15 protein-coding genes are annotated in these 18,042 nt (G+C 54.1%); 14 read left to right on the top strand and 1 reads right to left on the bottom strand.

Annotated elements, in window-relative coordinates; translation table 11 throughout:
• The first annotated feature begins 3 nt into the window (after positions 1-3).
• The 14 genes from P156_RS0105965 to P156_RS0105900 all read left to right on the top strand — a co-directional run bounded on the left by P156_RS0105965 (position 4) and on the right by P156_RS0105900 (position 17,060).
• Positions 4-1,041: an iron ABC transporter permease gene (locus P156_RS0105965; RefSeq protein ID WP_027869343.1), complete on the top strand. Its 1,038-nt coding sequence runs from the start codon at positions 4-6 to the stop codon at positions 1,039-1,041.
• Complete coding sequence (locus P156_RS0105960; RefSeq protein ID WP_027869342.1) at positions 1,041-2,195, top strand: ABC transporter ATP-binding protein; 1,155 nt, start codon at positions 1,041-1,043, stop codon at positions 2,193-2,195. The genes P156_RS0105965 and P156_RS0105960 overlap by 1 nt, the downstream gene beginning before the upstream one ends.
• A gap of 128 nt (positions 2,196-2,323) precedes the next feature.
• Positions 2,324-3,382, top strand: a complete 1,059-nt coding sequence (locus P156_RS11790; RefSeq protein WP_185752151.1) for a polysaccharide deacetylase family protein — start codon at positions 2,324-2,326, stop codon at positions 3,380-3,382.
• An 18-nt stretch (positions 3,383-3,400) separates the two neighbouring features.
• Entirely contained in the window at positions 3,401-3,916 is a 516-nt protein-coding gene (locus tag P156_RS0105950) for a ferritin (RefSeq protein ID WP_027869341.1), read from the top strand.
• A 96-nt stretch (positions 3,917-4,012) separates the two neighbouring features.
• Entirely contained in the window at positions 4,013-5,371 is a 1,359-nt protein-coding gene (locus P156_RS0105945) for an LCP family protein (protein ID WP_027869340.1), read from the top strand.
• A 34-nt stretch (positions 5,372-5,405) separates the two neighbouring features.
• On the top strand, positions 5,406-7,052 hold the full coding sequence (locus P156_RS0105940; RefSeq protein ID WP_027869339.1) for a glutamine--tRNA ligase/YqeY domain fusion protein: 1,647 nt from the start codon (positions 5,406-5,408) through the stop codon (positions 7,050-7,052).
• 20 nt (positions 7,053-7,072) lie between these two features.
• Positions 7,073-8,473 (top strand): asparagine--tRNA ligase, encoded by a 1,401-nt coding sequence (gene asnS / locus P156_RS0105935; protein WP_369770423.1) that lies wholly within the window; start codon positions 7,073-7,075, stop codon positions 8,471-8,473.
• A gap of 154 nt (positions 8,474-8,627) precedes the next feature.
• Positions 8,628-8,771 (top strand): six-cysteine ranthipeptide SCIFF, encoded by a 144-nt coding sequence (gene scfA, locus P156_RS11785; protein ID WP_034802308.1) that lies wholly within the window; start codon positions 8,628-8,630, stop codon positions 8,769-8,771.
• A 1-nt stretch (position 8,772) separates the two neighbouring features.
• Entirely contained in the window at positions 8,773-10,146 is a 1,374-nt protein-coding gene (gene scfB, locus P156_RS0105925) for a thioether cross-link-forming SCIFF peptide maturase (protein WP_027869337.1), read from the top strand.
• A 159-nt stretch (positions 10,147-10,305) separates the two neighbouring features.
• Complete coding sequence (locus tag P156_RS0105920) at positions 10,306-11,937, top strand: Na+/H+ antiporter NhaC family protein (protein ID WP_051600716.1); 1,632 nt, start codon at positions 10,306-10,308, stop codon at positions 11,935-11,937.
• A gap of 188 nt (positions 11,938-12,125) precedes the next feature.
• Positions 12,126-12,995 (top strand): LysR family transcriptional regulator, encoded by an 870-nt coding sequence (locus P156_RS0105915; protein ID WP_027869335.1) that lies wholly within the window; start codon positions 12,126-12,128, stop codon positions 12,993-12,995.
• Positions 12,992-13,693, top strand: a complete 702-nt coding sequence (locus P156_RS0105910) for a response regulator transcription factor (RefSeq protein WP_027869334.1) — start codon at positions 12,992-12,994, stop codon at positions 13,691-13,693. The genes P156_RS0105915 and P156_RS0105910 overlap by 4 nt, the downstream gene beginning before the upstream one ends.
• Positions 13,686-15,005: a histidine kinase dimerization/phospho-acceptor domain-containing protein gene (locus tag P156_RS0105905; RefSeq protein ID WP_027869333.1), complete on the top strand. Its 1,320-nt coding sequence runs from the start codon at positions 13,686-13,688 to the stop codon at positions 15,003-15,005. Before P156_RS0105910 ends, P156_RS0105905 begins: the two co-directional genes overlap by 8 nt.
• Before the next feature lie 99 nt (positions 15,006-15,104).
• On the top strand, positions 15,105-17,060 hold the full coding sequence (locus P156_RS0105900) for a translation factor GTPase family protein (RefSeq protein ID WP_027869332.1): 1,956 nt from the start codon (positions 15,105-15,107) through the stop codon (positions 17,058-17,060).
• 91 nt (positions 17,061-17,151) lie between these two features.
• Here the strand turns inward: P156_RS0105900 and P156_RS0105895 are convergent, their stop codons facing one another.
• Positions 17,152-18,039: an Ig-like domain-containing protein gene (locus P156_RS0105895; protein WP_027869331.1), complete on the bottom strand. Its 888-nt coding sequence runs from the start codon at positions 18,037-18,039 to the stop codon at positions 17,152-17,154.
• Positions 18,040-18,042: the final 3 nt, after the last annotated feature.

Here is an 18,042-nt window from a genome sequence, read left to right as displayed (position 1 = left end):
AGTATGGAACAGGGCTTTCATGGGGAGAATGCGCGGCGCCGTCTGCGGTGCGCCATCGTGTTCGTGCTGATGGCAGTGGCCTTTCTGGTGATCACCGTGGTGAACATCAATTCTGGAAACGTACATATTAGCGTGGGCGAAATCGCCCGCGCTATCTTCCTTCGTGACGGATCGGAGAAGACGATGGACATCGTGTGGACCATTCGCCTGCCACGGATCATCACGGCGGGGATCCTGGGAGGGGCGCTGGCACTGTCCGGGTTCCTTCTGCAGACCTTCTTCCGCAATCCCATTGCGGGGCCTTTTGTGCTGGGAATCTCTTCGGGTGCCAAGATGGTGGTTGCCATCACCTTGATCGTGTTCCTTCGGAACATGGAACATGTTTCCTCCTATACGTTGATCGTGGCAGCCTTTGTTGGATCCCTGATCGCCACCATGTTCATTCTGGCGGTCTCCCGTAGGATCCACAATATGTCAGCACTTCTGGTGGCAGGCATCATGGTGGGCTACATCTGTACCGGCGTGACGGAGTTCGTGATCACCTTTGCGGAGGATTCGGACATCGCCAACCTGCACAACTGGAATCAGGGAACGTTCTCAGGCATGACCTGGAGCAATGTGTTTATCTGCCTGGGCGTGGTGGGTGTGTGCTTTGTGGTCACCATGCTCCTGTCAAAGCCCATCAGCGCGTTCCAGATGGGCGAGTCCTATGCCCAGAGCATCGGGGTGAACATCCGCCTGTTCCGTGTGCTCCTGATCGTGCTGTCCAGCCTGTTCTCCGGCTGTGTCACAGCTTTCGCGGGTCCCATCTCCTTCGTGGGCATTGCGGCGCCATTCCTGGTGAAGGGCGCCATGGGCACCTCCAAACCGCTGGTGGTGATCCCGGGCTGTATGATGGGCGGAGCGGTGTTCTGCATGATCTGTGACCTGATCGCCAGATTGGCTTTCGCACCTCAGGAACTGAATATCAGCACGGTGACCGCTATCTTCGGTGCCCCCGTGGTGATCTACATGATGATCAGCAAAAGGAGGCTCGGCTAATGGATAGGAACAGTTATATCTCCTTGGATAACCTGTCTGTGGGTTACAGTGGGCAGGCGCTGATTCGAGATATCTGCTTGGATATCAGAAAGGGCGAGATCGTGGCCATGATCGGTCCTAACGGTGCCGGCAAGTCTACCATTCTGAAGACCATTACCCGGCAGCTGGCCAAGATCCGCGGCGGTGTGAGTCTGGAAGGTCGGGACATCCACCGTATCCCGTATGCGGAGCTATCCCGGAAGATGGCAGTGGTGCTCACAGAGCGCCTGAAAACGGAACTTCTGACCTGCTATGATATCGTCGCAAGCGGCCGCTATCCCTACACCGGTCGTCTGGGTGTGCTGCGCCCAGAGGATGAAGCCATGGTAGATACGGCCATCGCCGCCGTCAACGCCACCGAGCTGGGGCCCAGGGACTTCAATGCCATCAGTGATGGCCAGCGTCAGCGCATCTTGCTGGCCAGGGCCATCTGCCAGGATCCGGAACTCATCATCCTGGACGAGCCCACTTCCTTCCTGGATGTCCGCTACAAGCTGGAACTCCTCTCCATCCTGCGAAACATGGCGAAGGAGAAAGGCATCACCGTGATCATGTCCCTTCATGAGATTGACCTGGCGGAGAAGATCGCAGACAAGGTCATCTGTGTGAAAGGCGACCACATCTACCGGTACGGTTCACCGGAAGAGATATTTGAAGAAAACATGATCAGGGATCTTTACGAGATCGACAACGGGTTCTTCGATCCGCTGTTCGGCAGCATCGAACTCCCCGCCCCTAACGGCAAAGGCTGGGGGTATGGCGCGGCAGAGGCACCGGGATCGGCAGTGCAGGACGCACCGGACGTGTTCGTCATCAGTTCCTGCGGTACGGGGATCCCTGTCTACAGGAAACTGCAGAAGGAGAACAGGTCCTTTGCGACGGGCATCCTGTACGAAAACGACGTGGATTTCCGGTTGGCCAGACTGCTGGCGCGCGAAGTGATCACGGAGAGACCCTTCGAAGAGATCAGTGACGCTGCCCTGGAGCGGGCGAAGGAGCTGATCCGGCTTTGTGGCCGGGTGATCTACGCCGAGTTTCCCCGCGGCACCGCCAATCGGCGCGTGGAGGAACTACTGCAGCTTGCACAAAGCCTGGGTAAACTGGAAAAGATTTAACTGGATAGGCTTCCAATCCTCTGAACAGGGCGGAAGCCTTTTACGTAGAACGAGATCATTGCCATATCCCCCTTTTCTGTGGTAAAATGAGAATGGGTATTGTATCGAACAGAGAAAGTGAGCACGACATGAAGGGGATTATTGGCAGAGTATTGATCATCCTGGTTTTGCTCAGTGCGCTGGCACTGACTGCCTACATCGCCACGGAGAAGTTCATGGATGATAAGGCAAGAGCCGAGGAACTGGCCCGGAAGGAGAAGCTTCCGCCCACACTGACACTGGAGGGCAAGGACACCGTGAAGGTCCGTCAGGGGAAGAAGTTCAAGGAACCCGGGTATTCAGCGGTGGATGCCTTTGGGAAGGATCTGACCGACCAGGTGGAGGTGGATGTGCCGGATCTGAAGGAGCGGGGCACCTACACTGTGCGCTATCATGTGGCAGACAAGCGTGGGAACACAGCCGACGCGGAGCGCACCGTCAAGGTCGACTTTCCCAAACAGACCGAGGAAGGGGCGGCCAGAGGGCTTTCTGTGATCATGTACCACGATGTATATGACCCGGAGGATCTGACGGTGGAGGTCACGCCGAACAAGGTCTCAACAGCGACCCTGGAGGAGGAACTGCAGTTCCTGGTAGAGGAAGAGTATTACTTCCCCACCTGGAAAGAGGTGGAGCGCTACCTGAACGGGAAGATCGACCTGCCGGAGAAGAGCGTGGTGCTCACCTTTGATGATGCTACCGATGGGTTCCTGAAGAACGGGATCCCCCTGCTTGAGAAGTACGATGTGCACGCTACATCCTTCGTGATCACGTCCAAGAAAGGAAAGAAAATACAGAAGCTGCTGCAGAATGATCCGCCGCAGCATGTGGAGTTCCAGTCTCACTCCCATGATATGCATAAGCCGGGAGGTCTCATTGGACACGGCGGCATCATGACGGCCCTTGGCCACGATGAGATCGTGGCGGATCTGAAGAAATCCCAGGACATCCTGGGAACATCGGATGCGCTAGCCTATCCCTTTGGAGATTACACCGAGGAGTGCGCGCTGGCCGTAAAGGACGCAGGCTTCCGCGTGGCATTCACCACCCAGTACGGAAAGATCTATCCGGGGAACGACCCCATGCTGCTGCCCAGGATGCGCAGCAACGGGGACATTTCGCTGGATACCTTTAAAGAATTATTATAGTATATAGGAGGAAAAGATATGCTCGATAAGAACGTGAAGGATTTACTGAACACCCAGATCAACAAGGAACTCTATTCTGCGTACCTGTATCTGGAGTTTGCAAACTTCTACGAGGATGAGGGACTCAGCGGGTTCAACAACTGGTACACGATCCAGGCGCAGGAGGAGAGAGATCACGCCATGCTGATGCTGAAGTTTCTGCAGATGTGCGGAGAGAGCATCGAGCTTCTGGCCATCGACAAGCCGGAGGCAGAGCTGAAGACCCTGATGGATCCCCTGCAGAAGGCCTATGAGCACGAACAGTATGTTACCGGTCTGATCAACAACATCTATGCGGCAGCTTATGATGTGAAGGATTTCAAGACCATGCAGTTCCTGGACTGGTTCGTCAAGGAGCAGGTAGAGGAAGAGGACAACGCCAGCACTCTTATCAAGAAGATGGAACTGTTCGGCACCGATGGAAAGGGCCTGTACATGCTGGATCAGGAACTGGCCGGAAGAACCTACTCGGCACCATCCCTGACACTGGACTGATTCCCGTCCGCCAAAACAATCCCCCGGCTTTATGCCGGGTTTTTTTAGAACGCAGACGTTGCAATTATCCTCTGCAGATGGTAGAATATATAGGTTATGAATAAGAAGACAGTAGATTTTGAACATGCGCATTACAGCAAGGATCTGATCCGTAAGCTGGAAGATCCTGCGTATGCCAAGGCCGCTGAGGAATACGAGCGGCAGGCCAGGGCGGCCAGGCAATCCGGACAGAAACAGAAGGAAGAGCCCAGACCGGCCCACAAGCCGAACCAGAGTTTCACCTATGATGACTATATGTCATCAAGAGTAGGAAAGCACGGAAAACACGGCAAGCACAGCAGGAATGCACTGCCAAACGTCAGAGAGGTGGCCACTGGACGAAAAGCCGCCCCGAAAGCAGTGCGGACAGCCCGTGCTCCCAGAAAGCGACAGCCCAGAGGCAAACGCCTGAAGAGGGTGCTGGCGCTTATTGGCGTACTCGTGATTGCCCTTCTGGTTTTTGCCGGATACAATTTCTGGAAGATCACTTCCCATCTGGATCGCGTGGATACCGATGACAAGAACTTTGCCATTGACGCGGGAGTTGCAGATAGTCTCAGCGGATACCGCAACATTGCCATCCTGGGATCAGATGCACGTAAGGGAGAGGGCTATGAGGGCAGCCGAACGGACGCCATTCTGGTGCTCAGCATCAACAAAAAGACCAAGGAGTCCCGGCTCATTTCTGTGATGCGCGACTCCTACCTGAAGATCGAGGGCTCTGATGGGGAACTTACTCTCGACAAAGTTACCCATGCCCACGCCTTCGGCGGAGGCATGGACACCACCCGGGCTCTGAACCGAAACCTGGATCTGAACATCCAGGAATACGTAGTGTTCAACTGGAAGGCCGTGGCGGACACAGTGGATACCCTAGGCGGCATCGAGGTGGATGTCAAGAAGAAGGAACTGAAGGACCTGAACCATTACGGCAAGGAGACCGGAAAGAACGTAGGCAAGAAATTCCACAAGGTAAAACACGCTGGTGTCCAGACGTTGGACGGCGTACAGGCCACTACCTACTGCCGAATCCGTAAGAATTCCGGCGGAGATACAGGCCGTGCCAAGCGTTACAAGAAGGTCGTGGAGGGCGTCATGAAGAAAGCCGTCACCCAGCCATGGAAGGCCGATGAGCTGGCAGAGACGGTCATGCCGCAGATCCGGACCAACATGAGTCGGATGCAGTTGTCCACGTTGATGCTGAAAATGCGCGGCATGGACATGAAGAAAGGCATCGCATGGCCCAAGTCCTACTACGGCGGGATCGTGGGAGGTGTCTGGTATGCGGTGCCCACTACCCTGAACAGCAATGTGAAGAAACTCCATAAGAAGGCGTTCGCCCAGGAAGATTATAAACCGAGCAAGACAGTACGCAAGATCAGTAAGCAGATCGTCAATGAGACCGGTATCAGCTAGAGGATACGCTGACAGCAACAGAGAAAGGAACCTTATGAGCGAGAACAAGTCAAACAACTTTATTCACAACATCATCGATGAGGACAATGCGTCCGGCCTGTACGGCGGCAAGGTGTACACCCGTTTCCCGCCGGAACCGAACGGCTACCTCCATATCGGTCACGCCAAGTCTATCTGCCTGAACTTCACCACCGCGCAGAAGTACGGTGGCAAGACCAACCTCCGATATGACGACACCAACCCCGTCAAGGAAGACGTGGAGTACGTGGATTCCATCGAGGAGGATGTACGCTGGCTAGGCTTCCAGTGGGAGAAGCGCCTCTGGGCATCGGACTATTTCGATACCATGTACGAGGCTGCTGTGGAACTGATCCGGAAGGGCCTGGCCTATGTGGATGACCTCTCCCCGGAACAGATGAGGGAATACAGAGGTACCCTGAAGGAGCCGGGCAAGGAAAGCCCCAACCGGAACCAGAGCCCCGAGGAGGCGCTGGCTTTGTTCGAGCGGATGCGCGCCGGCGAATTCGCCGACGGAGAGCGTACCCTGCGGGCCAGGATCGACATGGCCTCTCCCAACATCAACATGAGAGACCCTATCATCTACCGCATCGCCCATACGGAGCATCATAATACAGGAGATAAGTGGTGCATCTATCCGATGTACGATTTTGCACACCCCATCGAGGATGCCATAGAGGGGATCACACACTCCATCTGTACACTGGAGTTTGAGGATCACCGGCCGCTTTACGACTGGGTGCTTCAGAACGTTGGCTTCTGGCCCAACCCACCCAAGCAGATCGAGTTTGCCCGGCTGAACCTGACCAACACCGTCATGAGCAAGCGCCTGTTGAAAGGCCTGGTGGACGATGGCATGGTGGAGGGCTGGGATGATCCGCGTATGCCGACGATTGCAGGGCTGCGCCGCCGGGGATACACTCCGGAATCTATCCGCAACTTCTGCGAGGAGATCGGTGTTGCCAAGGGCAACAGCACCATCGATGTGGCCATGCTGGAACACTGCGTCCGGGATGACCTGCAGGACAAGGTCCAGGCCCGCAACGTGGTGGAGGATCCCATCAAGGTCATCATCACCAACTACCCGGAGGACAAGTCCGAGATGGTGGAGATGGAGAACAATCGGAACGTGCCGGAAATGGGGAATCGTGAGATCCCCTTCTCCAGAGAGATTTACATCGATGGTGCGGATTTCATGGAGGTCCCCGTCAAGAAATACTTCCGTCTCTTCCCGGGGAATGAGGTCCGGGTAAAGGGCGCCTATTTCATCAAGTGCGAGGAGGTCATCAAGAACGAGGATGGCACCATCAAGGAGCTTCACTGCACCTACGATCCTGCGACCAGATCCGGAAGTGGGTTCGAGGGCCGGAAGGTGAAGGGCACCATACACTTCGTGGACGCAAAGACCGCGGTGAAGATACGAGTCCGTAACTATGACTACCTGTATAAGGAAAATGAGGAAGGAGAAGAGATCTTCAACGAGAACTCCGTAGAGGAGAAGATCTGCTATGGAGAGCCTTCTCTGGCGGAGGCAAAGCCAGGCGAACGGTTCCAGTTCTTCCGTCACGGTTACTACATTGCCGATGAGAAACTGACTACCGACGAGGAGAAGGTCTTCAATCTGATCGTGGGACTGAAGAGCTCTTTCAAGCCTAAGAAATAGGAAAGGAACGAACAACAGGAATGGAAATCAAAGACATCGAACTACGAGAACTGTATCGCAACACAGATGCCTATGACGGCAAAGAAGTGACTGTGCGGGGCTGGATCCGCCAGAACCGCAGCTCCAACGCTTTTGGCTTTCTGGCCATCAGCGATGGATCCTTCTTCAGCCCTGTACAGATCGTGTGCGAATCGGAGAAACTGTCCAACTACGAGGAAATCGCTAAGGCGCATCTTTCCTCCGGTGTATTGGTGAAGGGCACCCTGGTGAAGACCCCGCAGGCCAAGCAGCCTTTCGAGATCAAGGCCACCGAAGTGGTGATCGAGGCGGAGTCCACACCGGATTACCCGCTGCAGAACAAGCGTCATACCATGGAGTACCTCCGGGAGATCGCTCATCTGCGGCCAAGAGCGAACCTGTTTCAGGCCGTGTTCCGGGTGCGTTCCCTGGTAGCCTATGCCATCCACCAGTTCTTCCAGGAGAGAGGCTTTGTGTACGTGCATACACCGATCATCACCGGAAGTGACGCGGAGGGCGCCGGAGAGATGTTCCAGGTGACTACGTTGCCTCTGGAGGAACTTCCCAGGACAGAAGGTGGTGCAATCGACTACAGCAAGGACTTCTTTGGCAAGGAGTGTAATCTTACCGTCAGCGGCCAGCTGGAGGGAGAGATCTTCGCCATGGCTTTCCGGAACATCTATACCTTTGGACCGACCTTCCGCGCGGAGAACTCCAACACAGCTCGTCACGCCTCTGAGTTCTGGATGATCGAGCCGGAGATCGCTTTCGCGGATCTGACGGACGATATGCAGGTGGCAGAGGATATGGTGAAGTATATCATCAACTACGTGCTGGAGAATGCGCCAGAAGAAATGGAATTCTTCAACAAGTTCGTGGACAAGGGGCTGATGGATCGATTGAATCACGTGGCCAACTCGGATTTCGAGCGGGTAACCTACACCAAGGCGGTAGAGATCCTGCAAAACTGCGGAGAGAAGTTCCAGTATCCGGTGGAGTGGGGCATCGACCTGCAGACGGAGCATGAGCGCTATCTGACGGAGAAGGTATTCAAGAAGCCGATCTTTGTCACCGATTATCCGAAGGACATCAAGGCCTTCTATATGCGGTTGAACGACGACGGTAAGACCGTGGCGGCCTGCGACATGCTGGTGCCCGGCGTGGGCGAGATCATCGGCGGCTCCCAGAGAGAGGAGCGTCTGGATGTGCTGGAAGAGCGGATCAAGGAGCTGGGCATGGATCCTGCCGACTACTGGTGGTATCTGGAACTGCGGAAGTACGGCGGTGTCAAGCACGCGGGCTATGGTTTGGGATTCGAGCGCATCATCATGTACATCACCGGTGTGAGCAACATCCGCGACGTACTCCCGTTCCCGAGAACGCCCAAGACCGCAGAGTTCTAATCCGATTGTGCCGAGCCAAAGGCGAAGGCAGAATCGATGGTAGGTCCTCCGCGAGGGACGTCCGAGAACACGAGCCGGAGGCGAAGTGTGATCGGAAACGGCCTACCGCGCTTCTAATTTAAGTGAATCAAAAAGTAGAAAGGAAAGTATTACCATGAAAAGAATTAAGACTATCGAGACCAGAAACCTGAAGGACAGTGCCAAGAACGGTGGATGCGGCGAGTGCCAGACTTCCTGCCAGTCTGCCTGCAAGACATCCTGCGGCGTTGCCAACCAGAACTGCGAGAAGGCCGAGTAACATGGTACATCAGTATAAGCTGAACGGCTACAACATAGTACTGGATGTAAACAGCGGGTCTGTACATAGCGTGGATGATGTCGCCTACGACATCATCCGCCTTTTTTGTGAGCAGAAGAGCAGGGAGGATGTCAAGGCAGAGGTTCTGGCTCGCTACGGACACCGGCCGGATGTTACGCCAGAAGATATCGACGAGACCATCGAGGATATCGAGGTCCTGAAGGCCCAGGGGAAGCTGTTCGCAGAAGATAACTTCGCGCCATCGGCCGGGGTGCTGAAGGAAAGACACACGGAGGTGAAGGCTTTGTGCCTGCACGTGGCGCATACCTGTAACCTGGACTGCGAGTACTGTTTCGCGGGGCAGGGGAAGTTCCACGGAGAGCGGGCCCTGATGAGCCCAGAGACCGCCCGGCGAGCCATCGACTTCCTCGTCGAGAACTCCGGAGACAGGCATAACCTGGAGGTGGATTTCTTTGGGGGCGAGCCGCTGATGAACTGGGAGGTGGTGAAGGACACTGTCCGCTACGCCCGGTCCATCGAGAAGGATGCCGGAAAAAACTTCCGATTCACCCTGACCACCAACGGGGTGGGGATCACCGACGAGGTCATAGAGTTTGCCAACCGGGAGATGCACAACGTGGTGCTGAGCCTGGACGGCCGCAAGGAAGTACACGACAGACTGCGCAGGCACCTGGACGGCAGGGGGAGCTACGACGAGATCGTGCCCAAGTTCCAGAAATTCGTGGCGGCTCGCGGGGAAAAGGACTACTACATACGTGGCACCTTCACCCACGCCAACACGGATTTCACCGAGGATATTTTCCACATGGCTGACCTGGGGTTTGACAAACTTTCCATGGAGCCGGTGGTCTGTGCCCCGGGAGAGCCCTACGCGCTGACCGAGGAGGATCTGCCCGTCATCAAGGAGCAGTACGAGATCCTGGCCAGGGACATGCTGCGCCGGGAGGAGGAAGGTCATCCCATCACCTTCTATCACTACATGATCGACCTTACCGGCGGTCCTTGCATCTACAAGCGGATCTCCGGCTGCGGCTCTGGGACCGAGTATTTCGCGGTGACTCCCTGGGGGGATCTCTACCCCTGCCACCAATTCGTGGGGGAGGAGGCCTTCCGCATGGGGGACATCTGGCACGGGATCACGGCCGAGAGCACAAAGCAGGATTTCAAGATGTGCAACGTCTACGCACGGGAGGAGTGTCGGGAGTGCTGGGCCAGGCTATACTGTGCCGGCGGATGCGCTGCCAACGCTTACCACGGAACCGGCTCTATCCGGGGTGTCTACGAGTATGGATGCGAGCTTTTCCGCAAGCGGATGGAGTGCGCCATCATGATGCAGGTGGCGAAAAGCGAGTAGAGTTCGGTTGACATTGAAGGTCTTCCTGAATGATAAATACAGATTATTAATGCGTGGGTCTTTGTACTGACAGGATATTGGACGGTATGTAGACCCGCGCATTATAATTATGATAAGGTTTATTGTTTACCTTGTGCCATTTTTTTAGGAGGACTTATTATGGGTAAAAAGATACCTCTATGGCAAGCATACGTGGTGTTTCTCGTAACCATCATCGTACTTATGTATTGCCTGGGCATCCTCGGAAAACTTCTGGGGGATGCATTCGCCTGTGACTATGGCGAAGTACACATCGCACTTTTAACGTCAGCGACATTCGCTGCAATTGTAGCTGCGGCTAACGGCTACAAATGGTCATTCCTTGAGGCCGGCATGCTGGCCTCCATCAACCGTTCCATGCAGGCTATGCTGATCCTGGCAGAAGTCGGTCTGATGATCGGCGCCTGGGTCGCTGCCGGTGTGGTCCCGGCTATGATCTACTACGGACTGCTCATCCTGAAGCCGTCCATCTTCCTGTTTGCTGCCTGCCTGCTGTGCTGCATCGTAGCATTGGCTACCGGTTCTTCCTGGACCACCGCAGGCACCATCGGCGTTGCGCTGATCGGTGTTGCTACCGGTCTGGGCATCCCGACCGGTATGGCGGCAGGCGCAGTCGTATCCGGCGCTTACTTCGGTGACAAGATGTCCCCGCTGTCGGATACCACCAACCTGGCTCCTGCTATGGCAGGATCCACCCTGTTCGACCATATCAGCCACATGATCTACACTGTTACTCCATCTCTGCTCATCGCGCTGATCCTGTACCTGATCCTGGGATTCAAGAACGTCAACGGATCCGGCAGCATGAATATCGTTGAGCCGATGAGAGCAGCATGCCAGATCAACTTCAACATCAACCTGTTCATGCTGATCCCGCCGATCCTGGTCATCCTGATCGTCGCCCTGAAGATCCCTGCGATCCCGGGCCTGGCGGCAGGCATCGTCGCCGGATTGATCATCGGCTCCATCTTCAACGGAGTGTCTCTGGCAGAGTGGCCGGGAATCATGCACTATGGGTATGAGGTTCCGTCCTACACTGACACCTTCACCAACTGGGAGACCACCAACGCAGATGCCATCGCATCCATCAATCCGGATGCGGGCGGTCTGATGGATCTGTCCAATGACGAGTTTGCAGCCCTGCAGGCAGCGACTACCGTACCTCCTGAGATTGCCGGTGAGTACAACGTAGAGCAGCTGCTGGACGGCAGAGGCGGTATGGACGGCATGATGTGGACCATCAACCTGATCCTCTGCGCCATGTGCTTCGGCGGCATCATGGACGCTTCCGGAATGCTGGGCGCGATCGCACAGTCCTTCCTGAAGGTGGCCAAGGGCCGCGGCGGACTGGTTACCGCAACCATATTCTCCTGCATCCTGATGAACGTCATCGCAGGAGACCAGTACCTGGCTATCGTACTTCCGGGAAGAATGTACAAGTCCACTTACGAGGATATGAAGCTTGCTCCGCGCAACCTGTCCAGATGTCTGGAAGATGCCGGAACCATCACTTCTTCCCTCGTACCATGGAACACCTGCGGCGCTACCATGCAGAAGTTCCTGGGTTGCCCGACATGGGGCAAAGGCGGGTATGGTTACTTCGCCTTTCTGAACCTCATCAATCCTCTGGTATCCATCTTCTACGGATTCACAGGAATCACCATGATGAAGATGACCGACGAGGAATACGAGCACATCCTGAAGGAAAGAGAGAGAGAGAAGGAAGAGGCTCTGGGAGAACTGGATGCATAGTAATTCGTTTGGCATGGAGTAAATTTTATAAACCTGTGGTAAGAGACCGCGAAAGCGGTCTCTTACTTTTCTTTTTGGAGTGTTTGAAACTTAAGAATCTTTAAGAGAAATGTTTAATTAATCTTAAGATTTTAGTGGGATAATTGTATATGAGATCAATGATAGTATGAGAAAGAGAAGGGAATGTCATGGATATCATGAGAGCAAGATACTTTCTACAGGTGGCCAAGTACGAAAGTATGACGAGGGCGGCCAGGGAACTGCACATTGCAGAGCCGGCCATAAGTCTGGCTATGAAGCATCTGGCAGAGGATGTAGGATTTGCTTTGTTCCAGAAAAAGGGACGGAATATCCAGCTGACGGAGGCAGGGAAGGAGTTCTACGAAGAACTGACTCCTTTGATCGAGAAACTGGATAACGTTCCCGAGGCCATCCGGCATCGTAGCAAGGAGGAACCGAAGATCATTCATCTCAATACACTGGCATGTCATTCTCTGATCGTAGGTATCATCAGCGCGTACCGGAAGAAACACCAGGATGTGAGATTCCGTCTTACGCAGAACGAGGAAGAGACGGGTTGGGATTATCGGATCTCATTGATGCCTTCTCCTGTTGGCAAGTGGAAATCGGTGCCTTTGTATTCAGAAAGGATCAAGGTTGCCGTCTCTGCAGGAAGAGACATGGAAGAGAAATTGAGTCTTTACCAGTTGAAGGACGAAGATATGATTCTGCCGCCGCGAAACACTCAATTCGGTCGCTTCGCTGTGGGGCAGTGCATGGAGGGGGGATTTGATCCCCGGGTGGCTTACGAGAGTGAGGATCCACGGGCCATCAATGATCTTGTGGCAGCCGGTATGGGAATTGCATTCTGGCCGGTTCGATCCTGGGGAGAGCCTTCCAGAGGAGTTCAATTACATGAGATTGACAATCCGGCGCTTAAGCGTATTATATATATAACAACAGGCGATTCCAAAGACGAGAAGGCATATAAGTCAGATTTCTATCGTTATTTGGTAGGGCTTTTCTCGGATCCTGGAAAGCCGCGGGAGGAAGTATGAAAGCCAGAATACTTGTAACAGAAGATGATGGAGACATCCGGGAAGGCGTTCGGATCCTGCTTGAGAGCGAGGGTTACGAGGTGCTGGAAGCGGAGAGCGGGGAACAGTGTCTTTCCTTGATCGACGAAGCTTTGGATCTGGTGATCCTGGATGTGATGATGCCGGGAATGAACGGTATTCGGACATGTGAGGAGATCCGAAAGAGTTCCAACGTTCCGGTACTTTTTCTGACTGCCAAGGATCAGGAGTCGGATAAGCTTCTGGGCTTGATGGTGGGGGGCGATGACTATCTGTCCAAGCCCTTCTCCTACTCAGAGCTACTGGGAAGGGTCAAGGCGCAGATCCGGCGTTTTCATGTGTACAAAGGCAAGGATGCTGAGAATGTGGCGGCAGAAGATGCCTGCATAGAGAGAGCGGGTGTACGCCTGCGAAAAGACTGCAACCGTGTCTGGGTCGATGGAGGAGAGGTCATGCTCTCAGACATCGAATACAGAATCCTGATGCTCCTGATCAGTCATCCGGAGATGGTGTTCTCGGCCAAACACATCTACGAGAGTGTGTGGGAAGAGCCTTTCTTCCATTCTTCTGCAAGCACCGTGATGGTACACATCCGAAAATTGCGTCTGAAGATCGAGAAAAACCCACAGGAGCCGGTACTGATCAAAACCATTTGGGGAAAGGGTTATCGATTTGGCTAGACGAAACTATATTAAAGGGGGTCTCCGGAACGAGTCCATCTTTTCCGTGGTGATCGCCGCGATCATATCGCTGATCTTCTTTTATTTTTTGCATACGGCAGGAAACATGCTCCTTGCACATCACTTTGCCGATGAGGACGTGTGGAAGGACAAGATGGCAGACAAGGCGCAGGAACTCCAGTCGTTCATTACGAAGAATCATCTCTCCTCCCACGATGTGAGGGAAATGAACCGATGGATGCAGTCCCAGAAGGGGCTTTTTGTCTATATCAGCAACGTTGGGAAGAAGGAACTGATCTACGACTCAGAGGACTATCAAGGGAAACAGATCACCAACAATGAGAGCCGACCCCATTACAAGCTGGAGTTCTCTGACCGGCAGGCGGATCTACAGCTCCACTGGGATTACGCGGATCGTTACTTCACGGTTGCTCTTGTGGTAGAGATCGTGTTGACGATCCTCCTGTTTTTGCTGATCTTCCTATACTTTGTATACGGGAAGATCAGGGACATCGAGCACCTGGAGGAGCAAGTGGGGCTCCTGGAGTCCGGCGATCTGGAGCATCGAGTCATGATCCGCGGAAAGGACGAGATCGCCTCCCTGGCTGGTGCTATCGATGATATGCGGCTGGCGCTGAAAGAGAACATAGACCGCAGTGATCGGCTGCTTCAGGCTAATCAGGAACTGGTGACCGGGATGGCCCATGACCTGCGCACTCCCTTGACGACATTGCTTCTCTATCTGGAACTGCTTCAGAAGGAAAAGTACCGCGATGAGGTCCAGATGAAGCAATTCATCGACACCTCTATGGAGAAGGGGCGCCGGATCAAGACTTTGTCCGACGATCTCTTTCGTCAGTTCCTGGCTGCGGGAATGCGACAGACGAGGAAACTGTGTACACAAAGTCTTCCTGAAGCGTTTGAGGATCAGTTGTCTGATGTGATCATCAACCTGGAGGACCAGGGTTTCATGGTTAGGGCACTTGTGGATCTCCCGGCGTCTAAATGCGTAAGAGTCTATACGGACGATATTAGTCGCATCATGGAAAACATCTGTTCCAACATACAGAAATACGCGAATGCTGAAGAACCGGTGGAGATAGAGGTGGTGAATACCGGGGAGGAGGCTGTCCTTCGATTCCGAAACAGGAAAACCACCCATGAGCCTGAGGAGGACAGCACCCACATCGGTGTTCGGAACATCGAAATTATGATGCGAAGTATGGGTGGACGTTGTGAAGTGAAGGATGATGAGACGTACGCGATATCGCTGTTTTTTCCGTTATTTTGTGTGTTGAAAGAGGCGAAGTGACCGAGTTGACTGACTATTCAAAAATACATTGTACACCAGATTCTTTTGTGTTAGAATGGTTATGTTGACTTACGATTATATTTTAAGGGAGGTCTTTTTATGAAGGGCTATACAAGTGAAAATATCAGAAACGTTGCGTTGCTTGGACATGGCGGATGCGGCAAGACCACATTCCTCGAGGCGGCACTCCTGGAGACAGGTGTGATCAAGAAGGCCGGAAAGGTCGAGGATGGAAACACCGTATCCGACTATGACAAGATGGAGAAGGAGAAGGGATTCTCCATCAACACCTCCATCGTCCCTGTGGAGTGGAAGGACACCAAGCTCAACTTCATCGATACACCGGGATACTTCGACTATGTAGGTGAGGTTAACGCGGCAATGAGGGCTGCAGAGGCTGCCGTGATCATGGTGGATGCCGGCTCCGGCGTACAGGTCGGTACCGAGAAGGCCTGGAAGGCTTGCGAGCGCTACAACATGCCGCGCATGGTCGTGATCAATAAGAGAGACAGAGACGAGTTCGATTTTGATACCACGCTGGGACAGCTGAAGGAGAAGTTTGGCGATGCGCTGGTTCCCATCACTTTGCCGTTGGAGGACGTGGATGACGACCTGATGGAAGCCATCGCCTCCGCAGACGAGGACCTGATGGAGAAGTTCTTTGAGGGTGAGGAGTTCACCAAGGAAGAGATCCAGACCGGTATGGTCAAGGGCATCTCTGAAGGGACCATCGTTCCCGTGTGCACGACTTTGTTCCAGATGGGGCAGAGTGTAGCCGGGATCCTGGATATGGTGCAGGAACTGACACCCAACCCGCTGCAGCATGCTCCCTATGAGGGTACTGACGATGCAGGGGAGACCGTGGAGAGAGAATGCTCCGTGGACGGTGCTCCGGCAGCTTTCGTATTCAAGACTATCGCTGACCCGTTCGTGGGCAAGATCAGCATCATGAAGGTCGTATCCGGCAAGCTGGAGAATGGCCAGGATATGTACAACGACAGAGCCGGTAAGACCGAGAGGCTGGCCAAGGTCGTCTGCATGAGAGGTAAGGAACAGAACGAGGTAGGAGCTATCGCTGCTGGAGATATCTGTGCCGTTGCCAAGTTGCAGTATACCGAGACAGGTGATACTCTCTGCGACAAGGGTTCGCAGATCAAGTTCCCGCCGGTGGACTTCGCCTCCCCGACTTACTATGTGGCCGTGGAAGCAGATGACAAGAACGATGAGGAGAAGATGGGTACAGGTCTGAACCGTCTGAAGGAAGAGGATCCGTCCTTCACCGTAGAGCGTAACGCAGAGACCCACCAGACTCTCCTGGGCGGCCAGGGCGACATGCAGCTGAACATCGTCATGGCGAAACTGAAGGATCGTTTCGGTGTGAACGTGCACACCGTACCGCAGAAGATCGCGTACAGAGAGACCATCAAGGGCAATTCCGACGTACAGGGTAAACACAAGAAACAATCCGGTGGTGCCGGGCAGTACGGTGATGTACACATCCGGTTCTCTCCGTCTCAGGAGGATGGACTGGAGTTCTCCGAGGAACTGTTCGGTGGAAGTGTACCCAAGAACTACGTACCGGCTGTTGAGAAGGGTCTGCTGGAATGCATGGAGAAGGGCCCCCTGGCTGGCTGCAAGTGCGTCAACATTAAGGCCGTCCTCTACGATGGATCCTATCACGAGGTAGACTCCAACGAAGTATCCTTCAAGCTGGCAGCAAGCCTGGCTTTCAAGAAGGGAATCGTTGAGGCGAATCCGTGCCTGTTGGAGCCCATCATGCATATGGACATCTATGTACCGGATGACTACATGGGCGCTGTCATGGGTGATATGAACAAGCGGCGCGGCAGCATCCTGGGTATGGAGCCACAGGCCAACGGTGAGCAGAAGCTGATGGCAGAGGCGCCGCAGGCAGAACTGTTCGACTACGCGCTGGGCCTGCGTTCCATGACACAGGGTAGAGGTCGTTTCGAGATGCACTTTGAGAGATATCAGGAAGTGCCTAAGCAGATGGCCGACAAGATCATCGCTGCTCACGCAGAGGAAGAGAAATAAGCAATCAGACTATGCAGAAGGGACCATCTCCACATTTTGGAGATGGTCCCTTTCGTTTGGGACAGCACTTCGGTTTTTGTTCGTAGAGTTTTTATTTCCACCTGGTAAATCCGATCTGGGCCATGGTAAAGCCGGTCTTGGATTTGGTGATGCTGTTGAACTGCCGGAAGGCACGGCCAACGGACTTCGCGGCTTCTGTCTTGTAGGTCTGCAGCTGTGTGGGAGAGAACCCGCTGTAGTCTTTCCAATGGCGATCCTTGATGGTGGTGAATACGATTCCTCTGGCACCGCCATCGTAGCTGCCGTAGATCCTGCCGCACAGGGTGTAGACATCCCTTGGTTTGGGGCCAAGTTCCAGTTCCACATACACGTAGTTGTTGAACTGGTTGTTCATGAGCTGGCTATCCATGTATACGGTGTCCAGGTCCGGGTAAGTCTTTTTCCGGGATCCGTAGTAGAACTCCAGATAGCTGCTTCCCAGTGCCGAGTCGATGCTGATGGAAGGACTGCTGCCCACGGTGTAGGTGTAGCCATCCTCGTTCTCATCCTCGTACTTGCCGTGCGCCTTCACATAGTTCCACACCTTGGATGCGTTATGGCTGGTGAGGCGGATCACGTTCACCTTGCAGGTCAGATGTGTCTGCTTCTTCTTGGAGTATTTGATGGTTGCGGTAATCACTGTCTGACCGCCGCTCTTGGCCTTGACCTTGCCTTTCTTGCTGACCGAGGCAATCTTGCTATTCGCGCTCTTCCACTTGATCTTTGGTTTCTTTCCGGTCTTGGCGTTCTTCTGGAGGCCCTTCACCTTCAGTTTCAGCTTGTTCCCCTGGATGAGCCTGACGCTGGTTTTGTTCAGGTGAACTGACTTGGTCGATTTGGCTGCATAAGCAGTCCCTTCTCCGCCTGCCATCGGCAGAAACGCTGCGATCAGACACAGTGACATCAGTACGGTGAGCCCCTTTCTCAATCCCTTTTTCATGTT

Source organism: Eubacterium sp. AB3007 (assembly GCF_000688015.1).
Classification (GTDB): Bacteria; Bacillota; Clostridia; order Peptostreptococcales; family Anaerovoracaceae; genus Aminicella.
The sequence above is the reverse complement of the archived record's forward strand: the minus strand, read 5'-3'. Positions and strand labels throughout refer to the sequence as shown.

What these genes read in the sequence shown, in the direction of transcription:
- P156_RS0105965 (WP_027869343.1), top strand. Translation starts at nt 4, where the DNA reads ATGGAACAGGGCTTTCATGGGGAGAATGCGCGGCGCCGTCTGCGGTGC.
- P156_RS0105960 (WP_027869342.1), top strand. Translation starts at nt 1,041, where the DNA reads ATGGATAGGAACAGTTATATCTCCTTGGATAACCTGTCTGTGGGTTAC.
- P156_RS11790 (WP_185752151.1), top strand. Translation starts at nt 2,324, where the DNA reads ATGAAGGGGATTATTGGCAGAGTATTGATCATCCTGGTTTTGCTCAGT.
- P156_RS0105950 (WP_027869341.1), top strand. Translation starts at nt 3,401, where the DNA reads ATGCTCGATAAGAACGTGAAGGATTTACTGAACACCCAGATCAACAAG.
- P156_RS0105945 (WP_027869340.1), top strand. Translation starts at nt 4,013, where the DNA reads ATGAATAAGAAGACAGTAGATTTTGAACATGCGCATTACAGCAAGGAT.
- P156_RS0105940 (WP_027869339.1), top strand. Translation starts at nt 5,406, where the DNA reads ATGAGCGAGAACAAGTCAAACAACTTTATTCACAACATCATCGATGAG.
- asnS (WP_369770423.1), top strand. Translation starts at nt 7,073, where the DNA reads ATGGAAATCAAAGACATCGAACTACGAGAACTGTATCGCAACACAGAT.
- scfA (WP_034802308.1), top strand. Translation starts at nt 8,628, where the DNA reads ATGAAAAGAATTAAGACTATCGAGACCAGAAACCTGAAGGACAGTGCC.
- scfB (WP_027869337.1), top strand. Translation starts at nt 8,773, where the DNA reads ATGGTACATCAGTATAAGCTGAACGGCTACAACATAGTACTGGATGTA.
- P156_RS0105920 (WP_051600716.1), top strand. Translation starts at nt 10,306, where the DNA reads ATGGGTAAAAAGATACCTCTATGGCAAGCATACGTGGTGTTTCTCGTA.
- P156_RS0105915 (WP_027869335.1), top strand. Translation starts at nt 12,126, where the DNA reads ATGGATATCATGAGAGCAAGATACTTTCTACAGGTGGCCAAGTACGAA.
- P156_RS0105910 (WP_027869334.1), top strand. Translation starts at nt 12,992, where the DNA reads ATGAAAGCCAGAATACTTGTAACAGAAGATGATGGAGACATCCGGGAA.
- P156_RS0105900 (WP_027869332.1), top strand. Translation starts at nt 15,105, where the DNA reads ATGAAGGGCTATACAAGTGAAAATATCAGAAACGTTGCGTTGCTTGGA.
- P156_RS0105895 (WP_027869331.1), bottom strand. Translation starts at nt 18,039, where the DNA reads ATGAAAAAGGGATTGAGAAAGGGGCTCACCGTACTGATGTCACTGTGT.